The organism is Butyrivibrio sp. AE3004, assembly GCF_000703165.1.
Taxonomy (GTDB): Bacteria; Bacillota; Clostridia; order Lachnospirales; family Lachnospiraceae; genus Butyrivibrio.
Genome location: NZ_JNLQ01000002.1, coordinates 2,678,234 through 2,704,224, shown reverse-complemented (window position 1 = coordinate 2,704,224; position 25,991 = coordinate 2,678,234). Strand labels below are relative to the sequence as shown.

General features: G+C 40.7%; 21 protein-coding genes. 20 read left to right on the top strand and 1 reads right to left on the bottom strand.

Annotated features, from left to right (window positions below):
• Positions 1-45: 45 nt before the first annotated feature.
• The 18 genes from asnB to BV60_RS0114585 all read left to right on the top strand — a co-directional run bounded on the left by asnB (position 46) and on the right by BV60_RS0114585 (position 21,724).
• The gene (gene asnB / locus BV60_RS0114670; RefSeq protein WP_029322923.1) at positions 46-1,986 is read left to right on the top strand and encodes an asparagine synthase (glutamine-hydrolyzing); all 1,941 of its coding nucleotides are present in this window, start codon (positions 46-48) and stop codon (positions 1,984-1,986) included.
• A 15-nt stretch (positions 1,987-2,001) separates the two neighbouring features.
• Positions 2,002-3,255, top strand: a complete 1,254-nt coding sequence (locus BV60_RS21230; RefSeq protein WP_035777280.1) for a glycosyltransferase — start codon at positions 2,002-2,004, stop codon at positions 3,253-3,255.
• 10 nt (positions 3,256-3,265) lie between these two features.
• A complete protein-coding gene (locus BV60_RS0114660) occupies positions 3,266-4,798 on the top strand; it encodes an MBOAT family O-acyltransferase (protein WP_029322919.1) in 1,533 nt (510 codons plus the stop codon).
• Between the two features lie 65 nt (positions 4,799-4,863).
• Positions 4,864-5,973: a hypothetical protein gene (locus BV60_RS0114655; protein WP_029322916.1), complete on the top strand. Its 1,110-nt coding sequence runs from the start codon at positions 4,864-4,866 to the stop codon at positions 5,971-5,973.
• Between the two features lie 124 nt (positions 5,974-6,097).
• The gene (locus BV60_RS22190) at positions 6,098-7,141 is read left to right on the top strand and encodes a glycosyltransferase family 2 protein (protein ID WP_029322915.1); all 1,044 of its coding nucleotides are present in this window, start codon (positions 6,098-6,100) and stop codon (positions 7,139-7,141) included.
• A gap of 15 nt (positions 7,142-7,156) precedes the next feature.
• On the top strand, positions 7,157-8,026 hold the full coding sequence (locus tag BV60_RS0114645; protein WP_029322914.1) for an alpha-1,2-fucosyltransferase: 870 nt from the start codon (positions 7,157-7,159) through the stop codon (positions 8,024-8,026).
• Positions 8,027-8,045: 19 nt separating this feature from the next.
• Entirely contained in the window at positions 8,046-9,869 is a 1,824-nt protein-coding gene (locus BV60_RS0114640; protein ID WP_051656768.1) for an ABC transporter ATP-binding protein, read from the top strand.
• Positions 9,838-11,013, top strand: coding sequence for a hypothetical protein (locus BV60_RS0114635; RefSeq protein ID WP_029322911.1), 1,176 nt, complete (start codon positions 9,838-9,840; stop codon positions 11,011-11,013). The genes BV60_RS0114640 and BV60_RS0114635 overlap by 32 nt, the downstream gene beginning before the upstream one ends.
• Entirely contained in the window at positions 10,985-12,394 is a 1,410-nt protein-coding gene (locus BV60_RS0114630) for a sugar transferase (protein ID WP_029322910.1), read from the top strand. The genes BV60_RS0114635 and BV60_RS0114630 overlap by 29 nt, the downstream gene beginning before the upstream one ends.
• Before the next feature lie 2 nt (positions 12,395-12,396).
• Positions 12,397-13,431 (top strand): glycosyltransferase family 2 protein, encoded by a 1,035-nt coding sequence (locus tag BV60_RS22185; protein ID WP_029322908.1) that lies wholly within the window; start codon positions 12,397-12,399, stop codon positions 13,429-13,431.
• Entirely contained in the window at positions 13,431-14,471 is a 1,041-nt protein-coding gene (locus BV60_RS22180) for a glycosyltransferase family 2 protein (protein WP_029322906.1), read from the top strand. Before BV60_RS22185 ends, BV60_RS22180 begins: the two co-directional genes overlap by 1 nt.
• Positions 14,456-15,853: a DUF3329 domain-containing protein gene (locus tag BV60_RS0114615; protein WP_197029573.1), complete on the top strand. Its 1,398-nt coding sequence runs from the start codon at positions 14,456-14,458 to the stop codon at positions 15,851-15,853. The genes BV60_RS22180 and BV60_RS0114615 overlap by 16 nt, the downstream gene beginning before the upstream one ends.
• Before the next feature lie 2 nt (positions 15,854-15,855).
• Positions 15,856-17,067: a polysaccharide pyruvyl transferase family protein gene (locus BV60_RS0114610; protein WP_029322902.1), complete on the top strand. Its 1,212-nt coding sequence runs from the start codon at positions 15,856-15,858 to the stop codon at positions 17,065-17,067.
• Positions 17,067-17,981 (top strand): alpha-1,2-fucosyltransferase, encoded by a 915-nt coding sequence (locus tag BV60_RS0114605; RefSeq protein WP_029322900.1) that lies wholly within the window; start codon positions 17,067-17,069, stop codon positions 17,979-17,981. The genes BV60_RS0114610 and BV60_RS0114605 overlap by 1 nt, the downstream gene beginning before the upstream one ends.
• A gap of 46 nt (positions 17,982-18,027) precedes the next feature.
• Positions 18,028-18,837 (top strand): DUF4422 domain-containing protein, encoded by an 810-nt coding sequence (locus BV60_RS0114600; RefSeq protein WP_035777279.1) that lies wholly within the window; start codon positions 18,028-18,030, stop codon positions 18,835-18,837.
• Positions 18,838-18,875: 38 nt separating this feature from the next.
• Positions 18,876-19,799 (top strand): LicD family protein, encoded by a 924-nt coding sequence (locus tag BV60_RS0114595; protein ID WP_051656767.1) that lies wholly within the window; start codon positions 18,876-18,878, stop codon positions 19,797-19,799.
• A 42-nt stretch (positions 19,800-19,841) separates the two neighbouring features.
• On the top strand, positions 19,842-20,567 hold the full coding sequence (locus BV60_RS0114590; protein WP_029322895.1) for an IspD/TarI family cytidylyltransferase: 726 nt from the start codon (positions 19,842-19,844) through the stop codon (positions 20,565-20,567).
• Positions 20,568-20,644: 77 nt separating this feature from the next.
• Positions 20,645-21,724, top strand: a complete 1,080-nt coding sequence (locus BV60_RS0114585) for an NAD-dependent epimerase/dehydratase family protein (protein WP_029322893.1) — start codon at positions 20,645-20,647, stop codon at positions 21,722-21,724.
• Between the two features lie 214 nt (positions 21,725-21,938).
• Here BV60_RS0114585 and BV60_RS0114580 read toward each other — a convergent pair whose 3' ends face one another.
• Positions 21,939-23,717: a CgeB family protein gene (locus BV60_RS0114580; protein WP_029322891.1), complete on the bottom strand. Its 1,779-nt coding sequence runs from the start codon at positions 23,715-23,717 to the stop codon at positions 21,939-21,941.
• A gap of 200 nt (positions 23,718-23,917) precedes the next feature.
• Here BV60_RS0114580 and BV60_RS0114575 point away from each other — a divergent pair, with 200 nt between their 5' ends.
• Together BV60_RS0114575 and BV60_RS0114570 are read left to right on the top strand one after the other, a co-directional pair.
• Entirely contained in the window at positions 23,918-25,123 is a 1,206-nt protein-coding gene (locus BV60_RS0114575; RefSeq protein ID WP_051656766.1) for a CDP-glycerol glycerophosphotransferase family protein, read from the top strand.
• Positions 25,124-25,162: 39 nt separating this feature from the next.
• Complete coding sequence (locus BV60_RS0114570; RefSeq protein WP_029322883.1) at positions 25,163-25,954, top strand: ABC transporter permease; 792 nt, start codon at positions 25,163-25,165, stop codon at positions 25,952-25,954.
• Positions 25,955-25,991 lie beyond the last annotated feature (37 nt).

Genomic DNA, 25,991 nt, shown 5'->3' with positions numbered 1-25,991 from the left:
TCAAAATGACGCTTAATACAATACTAACCGGAAAAGGAGCAGCCTATGTGCGGAATTTGCGGATATATATCCAGAAACAGAATAACTGAGGATGAGCTTACAGCCATGAATGACACCATGATTCACAGGGGGCCTGATGATAATGGTGTTGAGCTTTATCCCGGTAAAGACGGATACGTGATAGGATTTGCACAGAGACGACTTTCAATCCTGGATCTTTCGCCCCTTGGGCATCAGCCCATGTCTACGGAAGATGGCAGGATTTCTGTCGTTTTTAACGGAGAGATATATAACTTTCTTGAACTTAAAGAAGAACTGAAAGGTTATCCCTTTAAATCTACCTGTGATACAGAGGTTATTCTTGCGGGATATCTTAAGTGGGGCGCCAAATTTGCAGACCACATTCACGGTATGTTTGCAATAGCCCTTTATGACAGAGAAACACAGGATGTTTATCTTGTTCGTGACAGAATAGGAAAAAAGCCGCTTTATTACTGGCTCGATAACGTCAATCTGGTGTTTGGATCTGAACTTAAACCAATAATGAAGTGTCCCGGCTTTAAGCCCGAAATCAGAAAGGCTATCATTCCGAGATATCTTTATCAGCAGTATATAAATGCTCCGGAGAGTATTTTTGAGAATGTATATCAGGTTGAACCGGGGCAAATGATTATTTTCAACAACGGAAATACCACAAAGTATAAGTACTGGGACATAAAGACCGCTTATAAGAAAAATGCCGCAAATCAGGTGGAGTCTTACGAGGAAGCAAAGTCCGGTCTTAAAAAGCGTCTTCAGAAATCCGTTGCAGACAGGATGATAGCGGATGTGCCTCTTGGTGCATTTTTATCCGGAGGCTATGATTCATCACTTATAACCGCTCTTGCACAGGAAAACAGCAAGGAACCGGTAAAGACCTTCAGCATCGGATTTAACGTTCCGGAGTATAATGAGGCGGAGTTTGCAAGGAAAGTAGCAGACCATCTGGGAACCGATCACACAGAGCTTTATATTGATGAATCGGAAATGCTTGATCTTGTTGAGAGCATTCCTGCTTATTATGATGAGCCTTTTGCGGATGAGTCAGAGATACCCACAATGCTTGTCTGCAAGCTTGCAAGGCAGAAGGTTACGGTTGCTCTGTCGGGAGACGGCGGAGATGAGTTTTTCTGCGGATATAATATTTATGAGAATGTAGCTCAGGCACAAAAACTTGATATCCCCGGGGCTATAGTAAACGGAGTGGGACAGTTTCACTTTGGAAGTGAAAAACTTCTTAAGAAGATGCCCTTCAGAGTTCAGGTGGTTGCTGATAACAGGAATCCTGAGACGAAAACCCAGTTTTCATCACCCAGCTATATTTTGTCTGCTCATGCGTTTATCACAGGCAAAGAGGAGATGGATGAGAGAATTTCAATAGACCGTTATTTGAATGGCGATTTTGGCAAAAGCGGACTTTACCCATGCAAATATCCGATTGAATCCTCTTACGGAGTTTCTGACTGGCAGATAAGGCGAATGCTTCTTGATATGGACACTTATCTTCCGGGGGATATTCTTGTTAAAATGGACAGGGCATCCATGAAGTATTCGCTTGAGTGCAGATGTCCTATCATGGATACAGAGGTTATGGAGTACAGCTTCTCCATACCGCATAAATACAAATTTATGAACGGCGATAAGAAGCATATCCTTAAGGATATTGCATATGATTACATACCAAGAGAGCTGCTTGACAGACCGAAGAAGGGCTTCGGTGTTCCCATGGACGCATGGCTTAGGGGGCCTCTTCGTGACAAACTGATTGACTACAGTGATGTGAACTTCCTTAAGAGACAGGAAGTTTTCAATGCGGAGTATACCTCACACTTTATAAGGAACTATCTTGAAAAGGGTGATGGAGGTCCCGCAACAGGAGCGAATTTCTCAAAACTGTCCTGGAGTTTCTTCAATTTCCAGCAATGGTATGAGAAATACATGAAGTAAACGTATGAGGTTTTTATGACTGACAAAGCGAGTCTTAAGAAAAAACATATAGCAATGTACATAGGCTCCCTTAATAAAGGCGGAGCTGAGCGTGTTATGTGTAACCTTGCTGAGTATTTTTTCAGCATAGGATATAAAGTCACGCTTGTTACGACCTATCTGTCGGATGATGAGTATCAGCTGCCGGACGCTACCTGGAAGGTGGTTAAAGGGCCTGAGGGCAAGGATGTTACTAAGGTGCTTAATCCCGATGAGCAGGAGCGCTTTGTAAACTTAAAAGCCGGAAAAGCAGTAGGAATAAACCGTGTTTTTTCAGCACTAATGCCATATGAAAAGGGTAACAGATTCCAGAATTTCGGAAGAAGAATAGATAAGCTCACAGGAATATGGGAGAGGATAAAGCCAGACCTTATTCTTTCATTCCTTGGAAAAAACAATGTGATGGCAATTCAGTCAGCATCAGGGCTTGATATACCTGTTGTGGTTTCCGTAAGGGCAACCCCCTCTGAGGAATATCCGACCTTTGGTCTTAAGACATCGATGAAGATTCTGTTTAGAAAGGCAGCAGGTGTTGTGGTCCAGACAAACGGTGCGATGGACTTTTTTAACGATGCAATAAGAGAAAAATGCCGGGTTTTGCCAAATGCGGTAAACGAAGAATTTATAGATCATGAGGTTGTGCCCTTTGGAGAGAGAAAAAAGGTAATAGTTTCTGTTGGAAGACTTGATGAGAACAAGAATCAGAAGATTCTTATAAATGCCTTTTCAGGTGTGATAAAAAAGCATCCGGAATACAGACTTATGATTTATGGAGAGGGACCTACAAAAAAGGCGCTGGTGAAGCTCTGCGGAAGTCTGGATATGCTTGATGAAACAGGACAAGGTGCCGATGGTAAGGTTACTTTCATGGGGAGTGTCGATAAGATAGCGGATAGGATAAGTGATGCCGAGATTTTTGTATTGACCTCCAGAACAGAGGGGATGCCAAATGCCCTTATTGAGGCTATGTCACTGGGACTTGCCTGCATTTCCACGGATTGCCCCTGTGGTGGTCCAAATGACCTTATAACCAATGATGAGAACGGAATTCTTATACCGATGGATTCAGATGTTACTATGGCTACAAGTATTGCCCATGCCCTTGAGAGGCTGATTGATGATCCCGGCTTTGCGAGAAAGCTTGGAGGATCAGCGCTTGATGTCAGGGAGAAATATAATCCCGACCATGTCAACGAGATGTGGCGCCAATTTTTTGAAGAACTGATTTAGGAGCCGGCGAATGCAATTTAATTCATATATTTTCATACTGTGCTTTTTGCCGCTTTCGCTTATTATGTACTTTATGTTTCATAAAGTTGGAAGGCAGAAGACGGCGCTCTTTTCGCTTCTTGCCATGTCATTATGGTTCTACGGGTACTTTAACCCCTATTACCTTTTGATAATCTGCAGCAGTATTGCGGTCAATTTCACCTTGTCAAAAGCAATGCAAAAGACAGGGGAGAACGCAGGAGATGGCAGGAAAAAAGCAATTTTAATACTTGGAATCATTTTTAACGTTGGACTGATTTTTTACTTTAAGTATTACGATTTTTTCATACAGAATGTTAACACCGTATTTAAGACGGATTTCAATTTAAAGCATATTGTTCTTCCTCTTGGAATAAGCTTTTTTACATTCCAGCAGATTTCCTTTGTGGTTGACGCATACAGAGGAGAAACGGGAGATTACTCATTCCTTGAATATGCGCTGTTTGTATCGTATTTTCCCCAGCTTGTGGCAGGCCCGATCGTACTTCACTCAGAGCTTATTCCTCAGTTTAGAGACAAGAAGAAACACAGCATAAACTTTGATAATTTAAGCCGCGGTATCATGATGTTTACCAGAGGTCTTGGAAAAAAGATGCTTATTGCGGATATGTTCGGAAAAGCTGTGGATTACGGTTATGCTCAGGCTGCGCTTATACCTGCGGGTGAAGGCGCACTGACAATTCCTGAGATTTTCATTGTTATGACATCCTATGCCTTCCAGCTCTATTTTGATTTCAGCGGTTACAGCGATATGGCAACTGGACTGGGTGCGATGTTTAATTTCGATATTCCGATGAATTTCAACTCGCCCTTTAAGGCTATATCAATAGCTGAATTCTGGAAGAGATGGCATCTTACACTGACAAGATTCCTTACGACCTATGTTTATATACCTTTGGGTGGCAACAGAAAAGGCAAGGTAAGGACCTACATAAACACTCTCATCGTATTCCTGGTGAGCGGAATATGGCACGGTGCAAACTGGACTTTTATTTTGTGGGGTATTTCTCACGGAATCGTGCAGTGCATCAACAAGCTGACTCACGGAGCATATGTAAAAACTGTCGAGGCAGCTGGAAAGCTTCCTCTGGGATTTGTTTTCAAAGGCATAATAAAAGCTGTCAGCTGGTTTGTGACCTTTGAGTTTTTGTGTGTGTCATGGATCATGTTCAGAGGCGAGAGCGTGACACAGTTTGTTCAGATAATAAAGAGATTTTTCGTGGTTAATCTGGATGTCAGATCAGACCTTATCGAGGGCTTCAGAATCCCTAAATTCAAGTATGTATTGGAGTTTTTGCACCTTCCAAGCTCTGATCATAATGTGCTTATGACAGGATGTGTACTGGCCCTTCTTGCAGCTTTTGTCGTATGCCTTTGCTGTGAGAATAATTATGAGAGAAAATATAAGACAAATGCGGCATCACTTTTGTTTACCTGGGTGATACTTGTCGCCTGCATTGTGTCAATGAGTTCGATTTCAACTTTCTTGTACTTTAATTTTTAATTGCGATAACCTATTGCAATGAAGCAGTTTGTTTTATCTTTTATTTATTGCGTTGAGGATTATTAATGACCGGAAAAAAGTGGTTTAAAGCTATTTTGATATTAACGATTGCCACACTGGCCCTAATAGCGGGGGTGGTGTATTTTGTGGACCCTTTTTTCCATTACAGAGCTCCGAACGGGAAGCTCTTTTACAAGTTGTATGACCAGAGATCACAAAATGACGGAATAACAAGGAATTTTGATTACGAAGCAATTATTACGGGTACCTCTATGTGCGAGAACTTTAAAGCAAGTCAGTTTGAAGAGGGACTATATTGCAAGACTGTAAAGGTAGTTTATTCCGGAGCGACTTACAAGGAAATCAACGATAATCTGAAGGTGTCCTATGAGAGCGGACATAATCCTGAATATATATTAAGACCGCTTGACTACACGCTTCTTGTAAGAGATAAGGATGAGCTTAGGGACGATATGGGAGAGTATCCCTACTGGCTAACAAATGACAACCCGATAGATGATGTGAAATATTTGCTTAATAAGGATGTTCTTTTAAGATATGCAATCCCTGCTCTTGTATCACCTCTGCAGGGAAAGACACCCGGCGTTACAAGCTTTGATGATTACAGCTATACCGATAATGATAATCAGTATGGTAAAGACTATGTCCTTTTGGGAAAAAAGAGATTTAAGGAGCCTGAAGCCATAGAATATCCGGGATCTGACACGGAGGCTATGAAAACACTTCATGACAACATTGAGCAGAATGTGGTTTCGCTTGCGAGAATGCATCCGGAGACAAAGTTTATATGCTTTTTTCCGCCATATTCCATGGTATACTGGGGAAATCTCTATGAAGAAGGGCAGCTTGATAATATACTTGCTTATAAGGAAGCGGCCATAAATCAGATGCTTGAATGTGATAATATACATATTTACAGCTTTACCACGCATACGGACATTACGGCTGATCTTTCAAGATACAGAGATCAGGCGCATTATGATGCGGGTGTAAACAGTTTTATCCTTGATACCATAATTATGTATGAAAACGGTTATGAGGAGACGGATATGTTTACAACGTCCGACAGAATAACTAAGGAAAATGCTATAGATTACTTGATGACAGAAAAACTGCTTCTCGGAAACTATGATTATAACAGTCTTGTAGACTGACCATAGTGCGCTGTCTCATTGATTAAAGATGAACGAGAAAACACACTTAGGTTAACAAATCCATAAATATGATTATGGAATTATACAGGTACAATTGTAATGTTTTTTGAAAAACGGAGTATATATGGGAGATCTTAGTCATTATTACTTTAACGGCATACCAAAGGAAAAACAGCCATTAATAACGGTAGCCATAACCTGTTATAACGTTGAAAGATATATATCCAGATGCATCGAATCTGTCATGGCACAGACCTACTCGAACCTGGATATTCTGATCATAGATGACGGTTCAAGGGATAAGACTGCGACTATCTGCGACTACTACCTGACTCAGGAAAAAAGGCTAAGAGTTGTGCACCAATCGAATCTTGGCCCCGGAACTGCCAGAAATCATGCGATCGATATGGCAAAGGGAGAGTATATAGCTTTTCTTGATGGCGATGATTATGTGGAGAGCTACGCATACGAGTATATGATGAGTGCCATTTTAGAGTCCAGCTGCAAGCTTGCCATATGCGATTATTATACAAATAATGATGTAGAGCCTGCACAGATTCATCCTCTTACCGAGGATATGCGGGCAGGCAATATATATTATGTAAAGAGTGATGATATGATAACTGCCTGCATTGAAGATAAGGAAGGTTTGCCCTTTAAAAATATGGTATGGAACAGGCTTTATCATAAAAGTCTTCTGAAAGAAAAAAGATTTCCTGCTGTCATGTTTTTTGAGGACAGGCTTTTTTCCCTTGAAATTATGAATGATGTGGGAAAAGCGGTGTTCGTTGACACCCCACTTTATCATTATATAATAGACAGAAAGGACAGCTTAAAGGCTCAGGAGGGATTTTTCTGCATTTTTTCAGAGTGGATTCCGACATGCAAAGCGGTCAGAAATTATCTTTCAAGGATAGAAAGGGATGACCTTGCATATACTGAGGACTATCTTATGTACACGAGGCTTCTTGACTATTATTCGGAGGCGAAGCTTGATAAGATGGGAGATAAGAGCAAATATCTTGAAGACATAACGGCAACTCTTGAGAAATGCCGGGATGATTTTGATAATATTTTTGGCTGCAGGATTGCTGATCCTAAGGTTAAAAAGCGTATGCAGAAGTTTTTGGAGCATCGTTTTATTTATGATCATTTTTATGTTAAGTAACAATCAGGGGGTTGTATGATAATAATCAGAATGATGGGCGGACTGGGTAACCAGATGTTTCAGTATGCCCTGTATCTTCAGCTGAAAGCGTTGGGGAAGGAAGTAAAAATCGATAATTTCTACGGCTTTCGTGATGATCCGCAGCGAGATCCGGTTTTGGAGGATATGTTCGGGATAACCTATGACATGGCTTCAGATGCCGAGGTTATTGATATCACGGATTCATATTTGGATATCTTCAGCAGAATCCGAAGGAAGATTTTTGGACGTAGAACTAAGGAATACGAGGAAAAGACAGGTATCTTTGATCCAAAGGTATTCGAGCTGGAGGATGCATATCTTAACGGATATTTCCAGAGTGATAAATATTTCAGTGATAAAAATGTAATAGCTCAGCTTCGCAAGGAGTTTGTGATAAACCCCGGAGAAGTCTTTACGAAAGAGGAGAGCTGGGAGCTTTACAGACAAATTTGGGAGACGGAATCAGTCAGCATTCATGTCAGAAGAGGTGATTATCTTCTTCCCGGTGCAATAGAGACCTATGGCGGCATCTGCGATACGGACTACTATAAGAGAGCTATTGACCTTATGGTGGCTGAGCATCCCGGTGCTATTTTCTATGTGTTTACCGCTGATAAGGAGTGGTGCGAGGAGAATGTTTCCGGAAAGAAATTCCGTATTGTAGATACGGGTGAGGAGAATGAGGACGCTGCAGACATGCTGCTGATGAGCCTTTGCAAGCATCATATTCTTGCAAATTCCAGCTACAGCTGGTGGAGTGCATGGATGAACGATTCGCCGGACAAGACTGTTATTGTGCCCAAAAAGTGGCTAAATAATAAGCCTATGGATGATATATATACTGAGCGCATGACGCGTATCTGATTAGATTAAAGGAAGATTTATGAGTTTGAGTAATCCCAAGGAGAATAAGGCTGAAGGCTTAAAGCTCCTTACTAAGATAAATTATATTTTTGACAAAAGACAGAAGAGACAGCTTGTCATTCTCGGTTTCATGATCATTCTCGGAGGACTTTTTGAGACTCTGGGTGTCGGAATGCTTATGCCGGTATTTGACGTAATTCTTGATCCCGAGGCATTGCAAAAGGGAATGGCAAAGTTTCCGCTTATCACAGGTATTGCAAATTCTATGGGGATAGATACTGATACCAAAAGAATTTGCGCTATCATGGGACTTCTGATTTTTGTATATGTTGTAAAGAACATATATCTTGTAGTTCTTGTTTATGTACAGAACAGATTTATATCGACAACGAGAAATGACATGATTTCCCGTGTTATGAGAGAGTTTTTGAACAGACCTTACGAAGACTATCTCGGAGCGGATATACCTACAGTATTTCGTATAACAGATGGCGATATACCGAAGATGTTTTCACTTATGCTGGCACTTTTGAATCTTTGCACAGAGCTTGTGGTTTCAACATTTTTGGGACTTTACCTCATATATACAAGCTGGAAGATGGCACTTCTTATAATTGTTGTTCTGGTGGTTATTACTATTCCGATAACCAAGATAATTAAGCCCAAGATGAACGAAGTTGGACGTAAAAATCAGAGCATCAGTTCAAGAATAGCGAAGTGGAGAATTCAGGCTATTTACGGTCTTAAAGAGGTTAAGGTACTTAACAGAGAAGACTTTTTCATAAGAAATTACTATGAATCAGGTAAGCTGGGTGCAGCTACTGATGTAAGGTATACCGTATTAAACAATACTCCGAGACCTATCATTGAGACTGTGTTTATGGCAGCAGTTTTCGGATTTATCATGATCTATGTTGCAGAGGGCGGAGATCCGAAGCTCCTTGTAACACAGCTTATGGCTTTTGGTGTGGCAGCAGTCAGACTTATGCCAAGTGCCTACAGAATTAATACTTACATCACCGAGATTGCTTACGAGGAGCCGAGCCTTAACTTTGTATATGACAATCTGACAGAATCAATGAAGTCAGATAAAAAGATGGCTGCTGAGAGAATGGCGATTGCGGGCCCTGCATTAAAGCTTGAGGATAAGATAGAGCTTAAGGGTATAACCTTTGCATATCCGGATGCTGAGAAGAACATTTTCACAGGTGCGGACATGGTTGTTCCCAAGGGTAAATCTGTCGGAATCATGGGATCTTCAGGTGCAGGTAAATCAACTGTAGTTGATATCCTGCTTGGACTTTTGCATGCTAAGAGCGGAGAAATCCTTTGCGACGGAGCCAATATTTTCAGTAATTATGAGTCATGGCTTGCTCAGATAGGATATATTCCGCAAAGTATTTATCTTATAGATGAGTCAATAAGAGATAACATTGCTTTTGGTATTGATGCAGATGAAATAGATGAAGAGAGAATATGGCAGGTATGTGAGGAAGCACAGCTTGCTGACTTCATAAGATCTCTTCCCGAGGGGCTTGATACCAGGATCGGTGACCGGGGAGTCAGACTTTCCGGTGGTCAGAGACAGAGAATTGGTATCGCAAGAGCTCTTTATCACAATCCTGAGATACTGGTATTTGATGAGGCTACCAGTGCTCTTGACAATGAGACTGAGGCAGCAGTCATGGAGGCAATAAACAGCTTCCACGGCAAGAAGACGATGATAATCATTGCTCATAGACTTAACACTATTGAGAAATGTGACATGATCTATGAAGTAAGGGATGAAAAAATCGTGGAGACTACACTTGATGGAAAAATCATTTATCACCAAGCTACGTAATATATTTCTATATGCAGCGCTTACGATAGAATTATTCCTGATGATATACGAGAGGAGTACTCTTCCGCTTTCAAGCCCCAAGCAGATTTTCAGGATCAGCTTTGCTTTTACCGTACTTGCTCTTTTGCTGACGCATTATTCCTTGAAACAGTGGATTGTTATTGCCATAGTGGGAATTGTGAGTGTCATAGGTTATAAGGTGACAGGGAATAACGATCTGCTTAGATTTTCGTTATTTGTCATCGCCTGCAAGGATGCTGATCTTTTGAAGATGCTTAAGTATATTTTTGCCGTCACTCTGGCGGGACTTGTGGTCATTGTGGCAGCTTCCGTGCTTGGGATTGCGGGAGATGTAAAGCTTGTTTATGACTACGGAAGAGAAGTGGGGGATGAGGTCAGATATACCTTTGGCTTCGGTCACCCTAACACACTGCAGAGCGTCATTTTTTCAGTAACAGTTCTGCTTATATATCTTATAAAAGATTTTGATAAATTAAGAAGAAATGTTATAATGTTAGCCGCACTTGTATTTAATGTGCTTATATATTTTCTGACATATTCAAGGACAGGTACGGCGCTTACGATTTTTACAATCGTTCTTGCTTATCTTGTCTATGAATTTGAGCCGCTGAAGAATACAAAGCTTCTCTATATTGCCGGAATTCTGACTTTGGGAGCATGTATTTCTTTTTCTGTATGGGCTGCGGCTATCAGCGAATATGCCAGAAATGATGATTACCCGTTTTATCACAAGCTTGACAGGCTCCTGACAGGACGGATTCAGTCACTTTATTACGATACAAAATCCCATAAGGGCTCATTGCAGACTTGGAGTCTGTGGGGGGATGAGTTTAGTGGGAATGCTTTTTTTGATATGGGATGGGTCAGGCTTTTTTACTGGTATGGAATAATACCTGCCATACTTATCCTTATGGTTATTATCTATCTGATATACAGGCTATATCAGAACAGAGATTACGGAGTTATGATCATGATAATCTCTGTAAGTTTATTTACTCTGGTTGAAGCAAGCTTCGTTTCATCCTTTATTGGAAGAAATTATCTGCTTCCCATCGCCGGGGTATATCTGTTGTCAGACAGATGGGAGGAATACAGTGCAAGGAAAAACAAAATATCTGGTTAATTATACGTTATGGATAGTGGACATTATATCCATAATTATTTCATTCGTGCTCGCGACGTATATCAGATTCTGGAACTTCAGGGATATGCAGGATAAATACATGCACTTTTATATCTGCGTTCTGATGATTCTGGTATGTACGATATATACATTCACAATCGATTCCAACAGAGGTTTTTTAAAGAGGACCATCTGGAAGGAGGGAACTGCTGTAGCAAGATTTGAACTGGTACTCATCCTTGGTACAATTGCTGTCGCTTATATACTTAAGCTGGCTGAGCAGTTCTCCCGTCTGGTTATGTTCTATTTTATAATTATCAATGCGATTTTGATGCTGACGTTTCATCAACTGGTAAAGGTTATTCTCAAAAACCACTGGCAAAACGGAGACGCTGCAATAAAACTCCTTGTCGTTTCGGAAAAAGAGATGATGATGCCTACCATAAGACATCTTCAGCACAGACTTGAGTTCAACTATTCAATTGAGGGTGCTGTATGCCTTGACGAGGATATGTCAGGCGAGGAGATAAGAGGTGTTAAGGTTATTGCCAACAGAGACAATATTATCGATACCGTGACCTCCTATCCTGTTGATGAGATATTTATTTATACTCCCAATATAAGTCAGAAGGCTTTAAATGAGACGATCGCAGCTTTTGGTGACATGGGTGTGACGGTTCATTACTGCGTTGAGCTCCCGAACATTGCGGGAAGCACTTCGGTTGGCAACCTTGCAACCTATTCTGTTATCTCTTATATTCACGGAACAGAGAGATACAGAGCACTTATGATCAAGAGGCTTATGGATATTATAGGTGCGGCTGTCGGACTCGTATTTACGGGAATAGTTACTCCCTTTGTGGCACTTGCTATCAAGCTTGATTCTCCCGGCCCTGTTTTCTTTTCACAGGTTCGTATCGGAAGAAACGGCAGAAGATTCAAGATTTATAAATTCCGAAGCATGAGAACTGATGCGGAGGAAGTAAAGCGTAAGCTTGAAGATCAGAATGAGATGAACGGTCTTATGTTCAAGATGAAGGATGATCCCAGAATCACCAAGGTGGGAGCATTTATCAGAAAGACGAGTATTGATGAGCTTCCGCAGTTCCTGAACATATTTAAGGGAGATATGAGTCTTGTAGGAACAAGACCACCGACGGAGGATGAGTTCGAGAAGTATAATCAGTATTACAGAAGAAGAATCAGTATGACACCTGGACTTACCGGAATGTGGCAGATTAGCGGCCGAAGCGACATTGATGACTTTGATGATGTTGTTAAGCTGGATCTTCAGTATATCGATAACTGGTCACTCGGACTTGACGTGAGAATACTTATTAAAACTGTAGGAGTTGTTCTTTTTGGCAGAGGAGCACGCTAAATATGGCAAACAGAGAGGTCAGCGTTATTATTACTGTCTATAATATCAGGGAATATCTGGTCGACTGCATTGAAAGCGTAATAAATCAAACATATAAGGATATAGAGATTATTCTTGTGGATGATGGTGCGAGCGATGGAAGTGAGAAGCTCTGCGATGAATATGCAGCAAAGGATGAGCGCATTCGTGTTATTCATAAGAAAAACGGTGGCCTGATGTCTGCATGGAGTGAGGGCATAAAGGCTGCAACAGGCCGTTATGCTCTTTTTGTTGACGGTGATGACTGGGTAGATACGGATATGGTTGAGAAACTATTGAAATATGTAAGTGGTGACCCGGGAATCAGAGAGATAATCAGTAGTAACTATATAATCGAAAAAAAGAACGAGAAAAGAAAAGTTGCACACCCAATCGCACCGGGAGTTTATGAAAAGGAAAAACTTTCCGAAATAAGGACAAGGCTTCTCGGGGAAGAAAACAGACCAATAATAATGTCCAGGTGCATGAAGCTTATCACCCGTGAGCTGATATTGGATAATCTTCAGTATCTGAATTTTGATATAAGGATGGGAGAGGACGTCAATATCATGCTTCCGTGCATTCTGGATGCAGACAGGGTTACTATTGTTAAGGGCGGTTACTTTTATCACTACAGGACGGTAGGCGATTCCATGGCTCACGGATATGATAAGAGGCTTCTTGAAAATATTAAGTTGGATTATCATGTTTTCCTTGATATCATGGAAAAGAAGGGTGTAGCGAATGCTAAGCAGCAAATGGACAGGGAATATGTAAGACTGCTTTTTGTTGTTATGAAGAATGTACTTCGGATAGATACTCCGAAGATTACCGGGATAGTAAGAAGCATATTCGCTGAGGGGGAAGTTGCGGACGTAATAAGAAGGACACCTGTTACGGTGTCTGAGAAGTCCAACAAACTGGTATATTTTGGTATGAAGCATCCGAATGCGCTTGTGATACTGATACTTCGGATGATCATAAAAAGTTTTGACAGAGTAACTGCGGGGGCACATTAATGAATACAATCATGGGAAAACCTATGGTCAGTGTTATAATACCGGCTTACCGGGCACAGGATTACATTGAGGACTGTGTTAAGTCAGTGTGTGCTCAGAAAATATCCGATTATGTAAAGGATATGGCAGCAGATTGCAGTGATATAATGGAAATAGTCATCGTTGATGACGGTTCCACCGACTCTACGGGAGAAATCTGCGACAGATTAAGTGATAATATCCAGTATTTAAGGGTTTTTCATGTAAAAAACGGCGGTGTATCAAAAGCAAGGAATATCGGAATAGAGAATTCCTGTGGACGATATATCGCTTTTGTTGATGCTGATGATCTTGTAGGTGATCATTATATTTCAGACCTTTTGGAGTCGGCACTAAGGAACGCTTCATCAATTGTTATAATGGATGGAAAAATAAGCTCAGCTGAGCCTGTTACCGGGCACAGATACATAGAGGACGGCATACTTTCCGAAGATACTCATGTATGGGGAAAGCTTTTCTTAAGAGAACTGCTTGATGATGGAAAGAAGATCAGATTTCCCGAGGGCTTAACTATCGGGGAGGACATGCTTTTTTTGCTGGATGCTCTGATAAAGGTATGTGACAGAAAATGTATAAGCCTGATAGAGGGCGATGGATATAAATATAATTATAATGACAGTGGTGCTATGCTTACGCAGTTTAAGCCCTCATATCTTGACCAGATAAAGTGTTGGGACATAGCAGAGGAGCGTATCTCTAAAATGAAACATGGGATTTCCTCTGAAGCAAACGTCAGGTTTGCTGTAATTAAGACCATGGCAGCTCTTCTTGTTGTATCAAAATTTGCTAAATCCTATTATATGAGCGAAAATAGGGACGGGGCTCTTTCCGGAGCCATGAAGGATAAGGTTGTTTTATTTGCAAAGGATGAGATAAAAAGGGCAATGGGTGTTGCCGGTGCCTACGGACGCCTTTCTTTTGGCTACAAGATAAAGGTGGCAATATTTTCATGCAGCCCGGGACTCTACATCAAATTATACGGACAATGGAAAAAGAGATGATAAAAGAAGAAAACACAAGAAAAAAACTGTTTCTGTTTTCGGTTTTAATATGCTTTATTACAATTTTTATATATGAGATGCTTACCCCCATGCTTATGGATGACTTGTCCTATGGTAAGGAGGTTCAGAGTGCGGGGAACTTTTTTGAACTGTTTTCCCAGGAGCATAACCAGTATATGACATGGACCGGTAGGTCTGTTGCTCATATAATGCTTAGAATATGCATGTTTATTGATATGCATACCTTTGGCGGAAGAGTGTTCTTTAATCTTATTTCGTCGGCGGTGTTTACGGTACTGACTCTGCTTATATATTTAAATGCGGATACAAATATTCATTATAACGTTAAAAATTACATTCTGTCCGTACTTCTTATATGGCTGACAGGGATATCCTTTGGGCAGACAGTTCTGTGGGAAACAGGAGCATGTAACTATCTTTTTACAACAACGATTGTAATGACAATGATCACGCTCTACAGAAGAGCATACAGAAGCAGTATCTCAGGAGTTATGGATGTGGGGAAAAATGCTGGTGTAAGATGCGTGGGATTTTTTCTTCTGGGAGTTGTATCCGGATGGTGCAATGAAAATACCAGCGGCGGACTTTTCCTTATGATGCTGATTCTTATTGCCTATTATAAAAAGGTGTTTACATGGACTATTTCTGCTGCCATAGGTACTGCGCTCGGACTTGGAATAATGGTACTTGCACCCGGAAATAAGATAAGAGTTCAGTATATGGAAGAATCCAATACGGGGATTTTGGCGCTTGCTGCAAGATTTTTAAAAATAACGCTGACGCTCAAGGAAGAGTTTATGGTCATGCTGATAGTTCTTACTGTTATCTTTATTTTCCTGAAGGTGCAGGGCAGAAACTTTGAAGCGCTTAAGGAAATGATACTGTTTACATTTATATTTTTTGCAACGGCATACAGCCTCATTTTGACGGTAACACCTCAGGTCAGGGCGTATTTCGGAGCAGGGATATTTTTAACGGTGGCGATAGTTCAGGGCTATGCATGTATTAATACGGGAAGCAGGGGAGAAGACAGTCATGTCATCCTAAAGACTTTAAAGCTGGGAACTGTAGCTGCGCTGCTTATTTACATGGCATTTTCTTACATAGAAAACGGGGCAAATCTCGCCAGAATATATCGTGATGAGACAAGACGCTTTGATTATCTTGAATCAAAAGCAGAGGAAGGCGCTGAGGATGTTGAGATTCCCATGCTTCACGAGCAATTTGATAACAGGTATTCGGCAGCCTTTGAATGCGACGTCACTGAGGATTGGCAAAATTGGAACAACCAGATGATAGCAAATTACTATGGCTTTAAGACAGTTTCGGGAATAGACCCTGATGCCTTTGATGAGGATTGATAATGGATCGACAACTTTTATTTTATATGCACGCAGGAAGCGGCAATCATGGATGTGAGGCAATAGCTGATGCCACCCTTGAGGCGCTGACTTCCATATGTGCAAACGAAAACTATATACCCCCTGTGATAATTTCCAACAGCCGGGAGCAGGATATGATGTACGGACTTGGAGAGAGGGTAAAAAAGAACGAGTGTGAGATTGTTCAGGAGAGAATAATCGCAAATGACCTTATTCCTCATATTTTGTATTATGTTTACAGAAAACTTACCGGTGATGCGGTATCTTTTTTGAGATATCAGTTTAAGGATGTGCTGAAAAAAGCAGGTTCATATAAAAGGCCGATTGCCGTATCTATAGGCGGAGACAATTACTGCTATCCCGAAATGGTAAATGACTTAAAGCTTGCGCATGAAGCTTTTTTGGAAAAGAGTATGTCCTCTGTTCTTATGGGATGCTCTGTTGAACCGGATACGGTTGCATCACTTAAAGACGATCTTATGAAGTTTGACCTTATAACAGTTAGAGAGTCTATATCCTACGAGGGAATGCTAAAGGGCGGAATACCTGCTGAGAAGGTAAAGCTCTGCCCGGACCCTGCTTTTGTACTTCCTGTTAAGAAAAGCGGACTTCCTCAAGGGTTTGTCAAAGACAATACTATAGGATTAAATGTAAGTCCCATGGTTCAGGGAAAAGAATCAAGACCCGGAATAACCATGAACAATTACAGAAATCTTATAAAGTATATTCTTGAAAATATTGAGGGAGCAAAGGTTGCTCTTATTCCGCATGTGGTCTGGAGGAGCAATGATGATAGAGAGCCGCTTCAGAAGCTTTATGAAGAATTCAAGGATACAGGCAGGGTTATTCTTGGGCGCGATGCTTCCGCTGAGGAATTAAAAGGCATAATAAGCGCCTGCAGAATTTTTATCGGCGCAAGGACTCATTCCACAATAGCAGCCTATTCAACCTGCGTACCTACCCTTGTTTTAGGGTATTCCGTTAAGTCACGGGGGATTGCAACGGATCTTTTCGGGACAGATGAGAAATATGTGGTTCCCGTTCAAAAGCTTGAGACGGATGATGACCTTGCAGAGGCCTTTCGCTTTATTCTTGAGAACGAGGATGATATAAGAAAGAGATTACAGGAGATAATGCCTGAATATAAAAAGCGTGCTGTAGAAAACGCGCGTCTTATAAAGGAGCTTGTTTAATGCTAATAATACAGATTGCCGGCGGACTGGGAAATCAGATGCAGCAGTACGCAATGTACAGGAAACTAAAAAAAGCCGGTGCTGATAAGAATGTAAAACTTGATACATCATGGTTCAATAAGACCACCCAGGACGGGGTTCTTGCAAAGAGGGATTTAGAACTTTCTTATTTCCCAAATCTGCCGCTTCCCGTTTGCACTGATGAAGAGAGGGCATATTTCCTTGATAGGGGCGTTGCAAGGAAGGTAATGGAAAAGCTGGTTCCTTCTGCGAGCAAAAGATTTTCTGAGAGCTGCATGTATCATCCCGAAATATTTGAGCTTAAGGATAAATATATAGAAGGATACTTTGCATGCCAGAAATATTATGATGATATCATGGAAGAACTTCAGGATTTGTTTGTTTTTCCTACACATCCCGACCCTGAGATAAATATAAAAAATATGAACCTTATGAATGAGATGGAGAATATTCCCAGTGTAAGCGTTCACATCAGAAGAGGGGATTATCTTGATCCTGAAAATGCGGCTCTTTTCGGTAATATTGCAACTGAGGAGTATTATGAGAGTGCAATGGAATATTTCAGGGCACTTGATCCCGATACGCACTTTTATATTTTTACAAACGATCCTGATTACGCAAGACAGAAGTATGCGGATCCCGGAAGATACACGATTGTTGAACACAACACAGGAAAGCACTCACTGCTGGATATCCAGTTGATGAGTCATTGCATGGGGAATATCTGTGCCAATTCAACATTTTCGTTTTGGGGAGCCAGACTTAACCGCAGAAAAGACAAGAAGCTTGTAAGGACACTTACGATGCGAAATAATCAGCCTGTAGACCCGAGTCTTATGCATGAATACTGGCCTTCATGGGTGCTCGTGGACAAAGATGGCAAAATGCGGTAAAATAGACATTTAGTTATTGATTATTGTATGAAGAAGGATGCGGCAGATGCCCGATATTAAGATCATTATAGCAACTACAAAAAAATACAGAATGCCAAGTGATCCGGTGTACATGCCTTTACAGGTGGGAGCGGCTATGAAGAAGGCTGCGAGCACACCTTATGAAAAGGACAATACGGGGGACAATATTTCACTGAAAAACAGCAGCTATTGTGAGCTTACAGGCCTCTACTGGGCTTGGAAGAATCTGAAGGCTGATTATATTGGTTTAGTTCACTACAGAAGATATTTTGCTTCACCTGAGACAAGGGGTGAAGAGGATCCGTTCAACAGAATTATAGGCGGAGAAGAAATCAAGCGTCTTCTGGCAAAGAATTGTATTATAGTACCTAAAAAGAGAAAATATTATATAGAGACCTTGCAGTCACATTATGCTCATACCCACTATGTGGAGCAGCTTGATGAGACAGGTAAGGTGATAAAGGACATGTATCCGGAGTATGTGGAATCATTTGAGAAGGTTATGACACAGACCTCAGGACATATGTTTAATATGATGATAATGCGCAAGGATATCCTTGATAAATACTGTGAGTGGCTTTTTAGCATACTTTCAGAGGTTGAATCCAGATGTCCTCAAAACAACCTGAATGCATATCAGGGGCGCTACATTGGAAGAATTGCAGAGCTCATTTTTAACGTGTGGCTTGATTATCAGATCACATCAGGAACCATTCCCAGATACCAGATTCAGGAACTGTCCTGTGTACACATTGAGACAGTCAACTGGTTAAAAAAGGGAGGAGCATTCCTTGCAGCGAAGCTCTTTCATAAAAAATATGATCACAGCTTCTGATCATACAGAATTAGTGGGAATTTAAAAAAGTGGGAAAAATGAAAGCCATAGGTTCGGGAGATAAGAGACATTTCTTTAAGACCGGTTTTCGCGGGGCACCCGGAACCTTTGAATTAAATGATGAGCAGTTAAAAAGACTTCAGCAGACTCTTCTGGAGATGCTGAAGGACTTTATAAAAGTTTTTGAAGAAGAAAATATATTCTATACATTAAGCGGCGGTTCTGTTCTCGGAGCCATCAGGCATCAGGGCTTTATTCCATGGGATGATGATATAGACATCAATATGCCCAGGCGTGACTTTGAACATTTGAAAAGAGTGTTTAATGAAAGGCTGGGAGATAAGTATGTTCTTTGCGGACCCGAGTTTGGCAGGGGATATGGAATGACCCATGTTCAGATAAAGAAAAAGGGTACTGTTTATAAAGCCTTTAATGAACTTACGATGAAGGACACAGGTATTTTTATTGATATATTCGTTCTTGAAAACACCTATGACAGTGGACTTAAACGAAAGCTTCACGGAGGATTGTGCCTGGCACTTGGATACATCCTTACCTGTAGGAAGACTGCAGAGGATTGGAAAGCGCTTCGGCCATATTTATCGGTTAATGAAGTGTTAAAGGCAGCCTTTGCAAAAAAGATGAAGATAGGCAGACTTTTCAAATGGAGAAGCCTGGATAGTATGGCAAAGAGAGTTATTTACTGGTATTCCTTTTGCAAACAGGAGAACTCGCAGCTTGTATGCATTCCAAGCGGCAGAAAGCATTATTTCGGAGAGATGTACAAACGGGAGGATATGTGTAAATCCCGAAAAGCTGTTTTTGAGGGTGTTGATGTGAGAATTCCCAAGGGAACGGAAAAGTACATGGAGATTCTTTACGGACCGAATTATATGCAGATTCCAAAAAAAGAGGACAGAGAGATTCATTCGGCTGTTGCCTTGAAATTTGGGAAGGATTGATGGCATCGGAAAAAGGAAGATAAGGAAAAAGGAGAACAAGATATGGCAAATATAGCGATTATCATTGCAGGTGGTTCAGGACATCGTATGCAGCAGGACATTCCAAAGCAGTTTATAAATGTCTATGATAAGCCCGTTCTTATCTATACTCTGGAGGGCTTTCAGAAGCATCCACAGATTGATGCTATTGAGCTTGTGTGCATAGATGGTTGGCAGGATATGGTCTGGGCTTATGCCAAGCAGTTTAATATAACAAAGCTTAAATGGATAGTTGCCGGAGGCGAGAGCGGACAGGAATCCATCAGAAACGGTGTATTCAACTTAGAGGGTAAGGCAAATGATGACGATATCATAATCATTCATGACGGTATCAGACCTCTCGTTGATGAGATGGTTCTGTCAGATGTAATCGTTGTCTGCAAAAAGCATGGCAATGCTGTTACGTCCCTTCCTTACAATGAGCAGATCTTTGTAGTCAACGAGGAGGAAGAAGGCACTACCAAGAAGTATATTCCAAGAGAAACATTAAGAAGAGTTTCAACACCTCAGGCATATAAATTCGGCAAGCTCGACTGGGCATATCATGAAGCTTTTGAGAAAGAAATCGGCATCAAGGGCAGTGCTTATACAAATACAATGATGGTTGACCTTGGAGAAAAGCTCTATTTTGCAGCAGGCTCCGATAAGAATATCAAGCTTACTACAAAGGATGACCTTGAGATGTTCAAGGCATACCTTAAGTCTGACAAGGATAACTGGCTTAAATAAAAAATAATAATCCCGCCTTTTCCTTAGAGGGGTAGGCGTCCGCGAAACTGACGGGTGAGGGGATATTGAGGATGCAAATGAATTTATTAGATAACGAACTTTACAAAGATGACATAAAGCAGGTGGCAACACTTGAGCTTCCCTGGGAGAAGCTTGACGGAAAAACAGTTATGCTCTCCGGAGCAACCGGACTTATAGGAAGCTTTTTGATAGATGCTCTACTTTACAGAAACAAGCATATTGGCAAGAATACGAAAGTTGTTGCTCTCGGAAGAAGTAAAGAGAGAATCTACAACAGATTTGGATTAGACGGTGATACGGAATACTTTGAGGCTTATGCACAGGATGTAAACGATGATATATCTGATGAGCTTAAGCAGGTGAGTGCAGACTATATACTTCATCTTGCAAGTAATACACATCCTCTTCAGTATTCTACAGACCCAATAGGAACAATTATCACTAACATTATCGGTCTTAAGAATATGCTTGATCTTGCTGACAGCAAAAAGGCTGAGCGTTTTGTTTTTGCATCCTCCGTTGAAGTTTACGGTGAGAATAAAGGCGACACGGAGCGCTTTTCAGAGGATTATCTGGGTTATATCGACTGCAATACCTTAAGGGCGGGTTATCCCGAGAGTAAGCGTGCAGGAGAGGCTCTGTGCCAGGCATATATCAAGCAGAAGGATATGGACATAGTAATTGCCAGACTTTCAAGAACCTATGGCCCTTCAATGCTTAAGTCTGACACCAAGGCGATTTCCCAGTTTATCAAAAAGGGTGTGGATAAAGAGGACATTGTCCTTAAGTCAAAGGGTAATCAGCTTTATTCCTACAGCTATGTAGCCGATGCTGTTTCAGCACTCTTATACTGTCTCCTTTTTGGAAAGAACGGAGAGGCCTACAATATCGCAGATCCGGCCTCTGACATAACTCTTAAGGATATGGCGGAGATAGTAGCTGAATATGCGGGCAAAAAGGTGGTGTTTGAGCTTCCGGATGAGACAGAGGCTGCCGGTTATTCCAAGGCAACAAAGGCTATGCTTGATTCCTTTAAGATAAAGACCCTCGGCTGGAAGGCTGAATATGATATTAAAAAGGGACTTACAAGGACAATTGATATACTGAGATGGGCTAGTGTACTGACACATCCATAATTAACCAAATTGCTTGTCTATGAATTTATATGCGTTGTCAAAAATCTTGCCAATGCCCGCATTGCCTGCGATTTTTATCCTAGCATATAAATCCATATACTTCACAATTTGATTAAAGATGGACATGTCAGTACACTAGTACAGAATCTTACGACCAATAGAGTTTTAGTACAAAACAGATATATTGCATATTAAGTAAGAAAAAAGTGATGAATCAGACTTTCGTCTGACTCATCACTTTTATTATTTCCGCAATACGTGCATCAAAGCTGTGCTTTTCTTTTACAAGTGATTGCGCCATGGAGGCAATGGCATTTCGCTCATCGGGATGTGAAAGATAGTAGTCGACTTTATTTTTCAGATCATCACGGTCATTATAGGTAACTACTGCATCCCCGAGGAGTTCATGAATGCCGGGAACATTATCACTTATTACAAATGCGCCTGCGCACAGTGCGTCGAAGATTCTGTTTGAGATTATTCCGTATTCCAGCATATCGTCCCAATGATCATTTAACAATATTGCCGCGTTGTGATAAGCGGACGAAACCTCGGAGTTGGCAATGTAGTCAGAAACCACATGCTTTTGAACCTCCGGGAAATCTTCCCAGTGACGTCCGTATATCTGAAGGTCGTGTTCTGTAGGAATGAGATCCTTAATTATTCTTCGATAGACATGTCGGCTGTTGCCTACAAAAAGAAGCTCGGGTGAGAGCGAGCAGCTTCCCGAACAGAACATTACATCCGGATCCGTGCATTGAGGAAGGACAGAAGAGGCTGTTTTAATCTTAGGCTCAAAGACTTCCTGCATTTTTTCGGAAGCAAAAAATACATGGTCCGCCTGGTTTAGCTCCTCCGGAGTAATATCAGCGGGGTGAGAGATGGCCCAGAACATCATGATCCTGCCGGTATCAATTGCTGATCTGTAGTAAGGTCTGGTGCCGCGAAGCACTATGGAATATTTGGAATTCGTATAGTCATACCAGTGTTCCCTTGAAAGTATATTTACCTTGAAACCCTGTTTTTCAAAGGACTTCTTCATGGCAAGGGCATAGTGGTAATCTCCCCAGAACTTGGCCGATTCATTTTCGGGCATCGGTCCGCAGATGTCTATGCTGTTTGCATCAAGGTTAGCAGAAGAAGCCTGTTTTTCTGAAGATATATATCTGTACCATCTGCTTCTGAATATCCTTCTGTTCAGTAGCCTCGCATCTTTCTTCTTTTCCGTTTTGAAAGAAACGGAAGCCGTGCAGGAGGCACTTAGATAGTTTTTTAATCCTTTTGCTTCACATAAAAAGCAAATATCGCTAAGAGCATAGGGAGAAAATTCCGTATCATACATCTCAAAAAATCCATGATGTTCTTCAAATTCTTTAAATGGCATCATCAAAAGATCGGTAGAAGGTATTCTTTCTTCAAGTATTGAGGCTTTTGATCTCCACAAAATTTTCCGGTTTCTGTTTTCTTTTAACAAAAGATAGGGTGTAATACCGTCTTTTTCGAAACGTTTTTGAGTGCATAGACCAAGCTGTTTTATAAGTCCTGAATTTGTCCTTCCGGATTTTTTGGAATAATAGCTTCGTGCGCCTACTGCACCTGCAGATCCATTTCCACTATAAACGGAGAACAGAATCTTATCAAAGGCCTTAGATATATCGTAAACGTTATTAAGAAAAATGATATAATCTGCCTTTGCCTCAAGAATGCGCTCATTTACAGTTTTAAAAGAAACCTTTTTTTCGGAAAAGGTTATGAAACTGTAATCAAAAAGCCCTGATAGGCGGGATTTTATCCGAAAAAGAGTATCTTCCGATATGTCTGAACCCGGAAGGAAAGTAAGCGCCATTAAAGGACGCTGTGTGTCCGGAAGTTCGATGTTTAACTTTTTTTCTCCTAAGTCAGTAATAGTATTTTGCACCGGTCTGATACAGCTTGCTATATGACTGTTTATGGCGCTTTTTATTTTTGCTGTTTTTTTACTTAAGTTTTGCATATGAATTAATTACCCGTAAATTCGCTTATTTTCAGGAATATATTATAATTGAAGTCCGGCTTTTTTGCACATAATTTCTGCTGACTTGTCTTATATAAGAAATATTGATAAAATAACTTGGCTGCAAATTGAAAAATAAAGCATTAATATAAGTAATCTTTCTAGTATTGCTGCTATGAAGATTTTGATTGAAGGCAAATATGAAGTTGATCTTAAAAAGGGCATTCAGATTTGTAACGAGGAAGATTGTGTTTCCCGTGTATTACAATCTGAATACGTTAAAGCCCATTAAGGAAGATAAGGTTGTATTTGTTGAGCTGAGGGTTTCGAAGCTGTCAAACAGTTTTACGGAATTGTATGAGTACCTTGATACGAACTATGATCTTGATATAAGGACACATTTTATCAGACACGGTTTTGTGGGTAATCGTGAGAAATATGCTTACATATTTTCTTTTTTAAAGGATGCTGCTACTGCTAAATACATTATATTTAACGAGGCGGCTGATATATTCGGCTCAATGAGAAAAAGAAAAAATGCACATATGCTCTGTACCTGGCATGGATGCGGTGCATTTAAAAAGTTTGGCTTAAGTACCCTTGATAAGGAATTCGGAGATTCAGGTATTGAGGCGAGATTGTACCCGGGGCATCCCGATTATGACATGGTCACAGTGAGCAGTCCCGAAGTTATCTGGGCATATGCCGAGGCTATGGGAAAAGAGAAGAATAAAGAGTGCATAAAGCCTATAGGTGTAAGCAGGACAGATGTATTTTTCAAGAGAGATTACATTGACAGGGCTTTTGAGAATCTGTACCGACTGGTTCCCATGGCGCGTGGAAAAAAGGTTATTTTGTATGCACCGACCTTCAGAGGGGAAACCAAAACAGCTCTTGCACCCGGGGAACTTGATATAGGCCTGCTTTACGAAAACCTGAAGGATGAGTATGTTTTGCTGGTAAAGAACCATCCTATCTGTCATAATAAAACGATAATTCCTGGAGAGTATCGGGACTTTGCAGTCGATATTACAGGGAAGATATCAACCGAAGACGTTATTTGTACTGCTGATATATGTATTTCCGATTATTCGTCTCTTGTGTATGAATACTCACTGTTTGAAAGGCCGATGCTGTTTTTTGCTTTTGACCTTGATGAGTACTTCGATAACAGGGGATTTTATTATGACTATGAGGAACTGGCACCGGGACCTATCTGTAAGACCAATGAGGAGCTGGTTCGGGAAATAATTCACTTGAGTAAATCCTTTGAGGATTCGGGATATAAAAAGAAAGTCTGTGATTTTAAAAACAGATTTATGAGTGCCTGCGATGGGCATGCTACATATCGTATTGTCAGAGAGTTCTTTGGCAGTGACATAGAGAAGTTTAGAAAGGAAAAGTAGCAGAATACCTTAGATAAAGGTATTTAAAAAGGCGAAGAAATGAAAAGTAATATATTAAAAAAATGGAGTAACAGAATAGACGAATATAAGTTTTTGTTTAGTCAGCTTGTAAAGAGAGACTTTTCCCAAAAGTACAAGAGAACAACACTTGGTATGGCGTGGAGCGTACTTTCACCCCTTCTTACATTGCTTGTAATGAAGATAGTATTCACATCTTTTTTTGGAAGAAATACGCCTCATTACACCACCTATCTTTTCAGCGGTAACCTGGTTATGGCATTTTATAAAGAGGCTACCAAGAACGGAATGGATTCTCTTTTGAAGAATGCCAAGATAATTGAGAAAATAAACCTTCCCAAGTATCTGTTCCTATTGTCCAAGAATGTGTCGGCTCTGGTTAATTTCTCGCTGACGCTTACTGTATATTTCTTCTTCTGTTTTTTGGATCATATTATTTTCAGTCCCAGAATGCTGATGCTGATATACCCGGTAATATGCCTGACAATTATGAATATCGGAATAGGAATGATTCTGTCGGCATTATATGTTTTCTTTAGAGATATAAAGTATCTGTATGATGTATTTTTGACACTGCTTACCTACTGTTCTGCGATATTCTACAGAGTAGACAGATATAGTCCTGCTACGCAGAATCTGTTTTTGTTTAACCCTGTGTATGTCATGATCAAGTATTTCAGAACGGTTGTAATCGATATGACGATTCCTTCACTTCAGTATCATATGTTGTGCCTGTTCTATGCACTTTTCTATCTTGCTATAGGCTCATGGGTTTATAAGAAGTACAACAATGAGTTCATTTACTACTTATAATAGTTGAGATCATTATCGATTGTTTGATTTAGTTGGA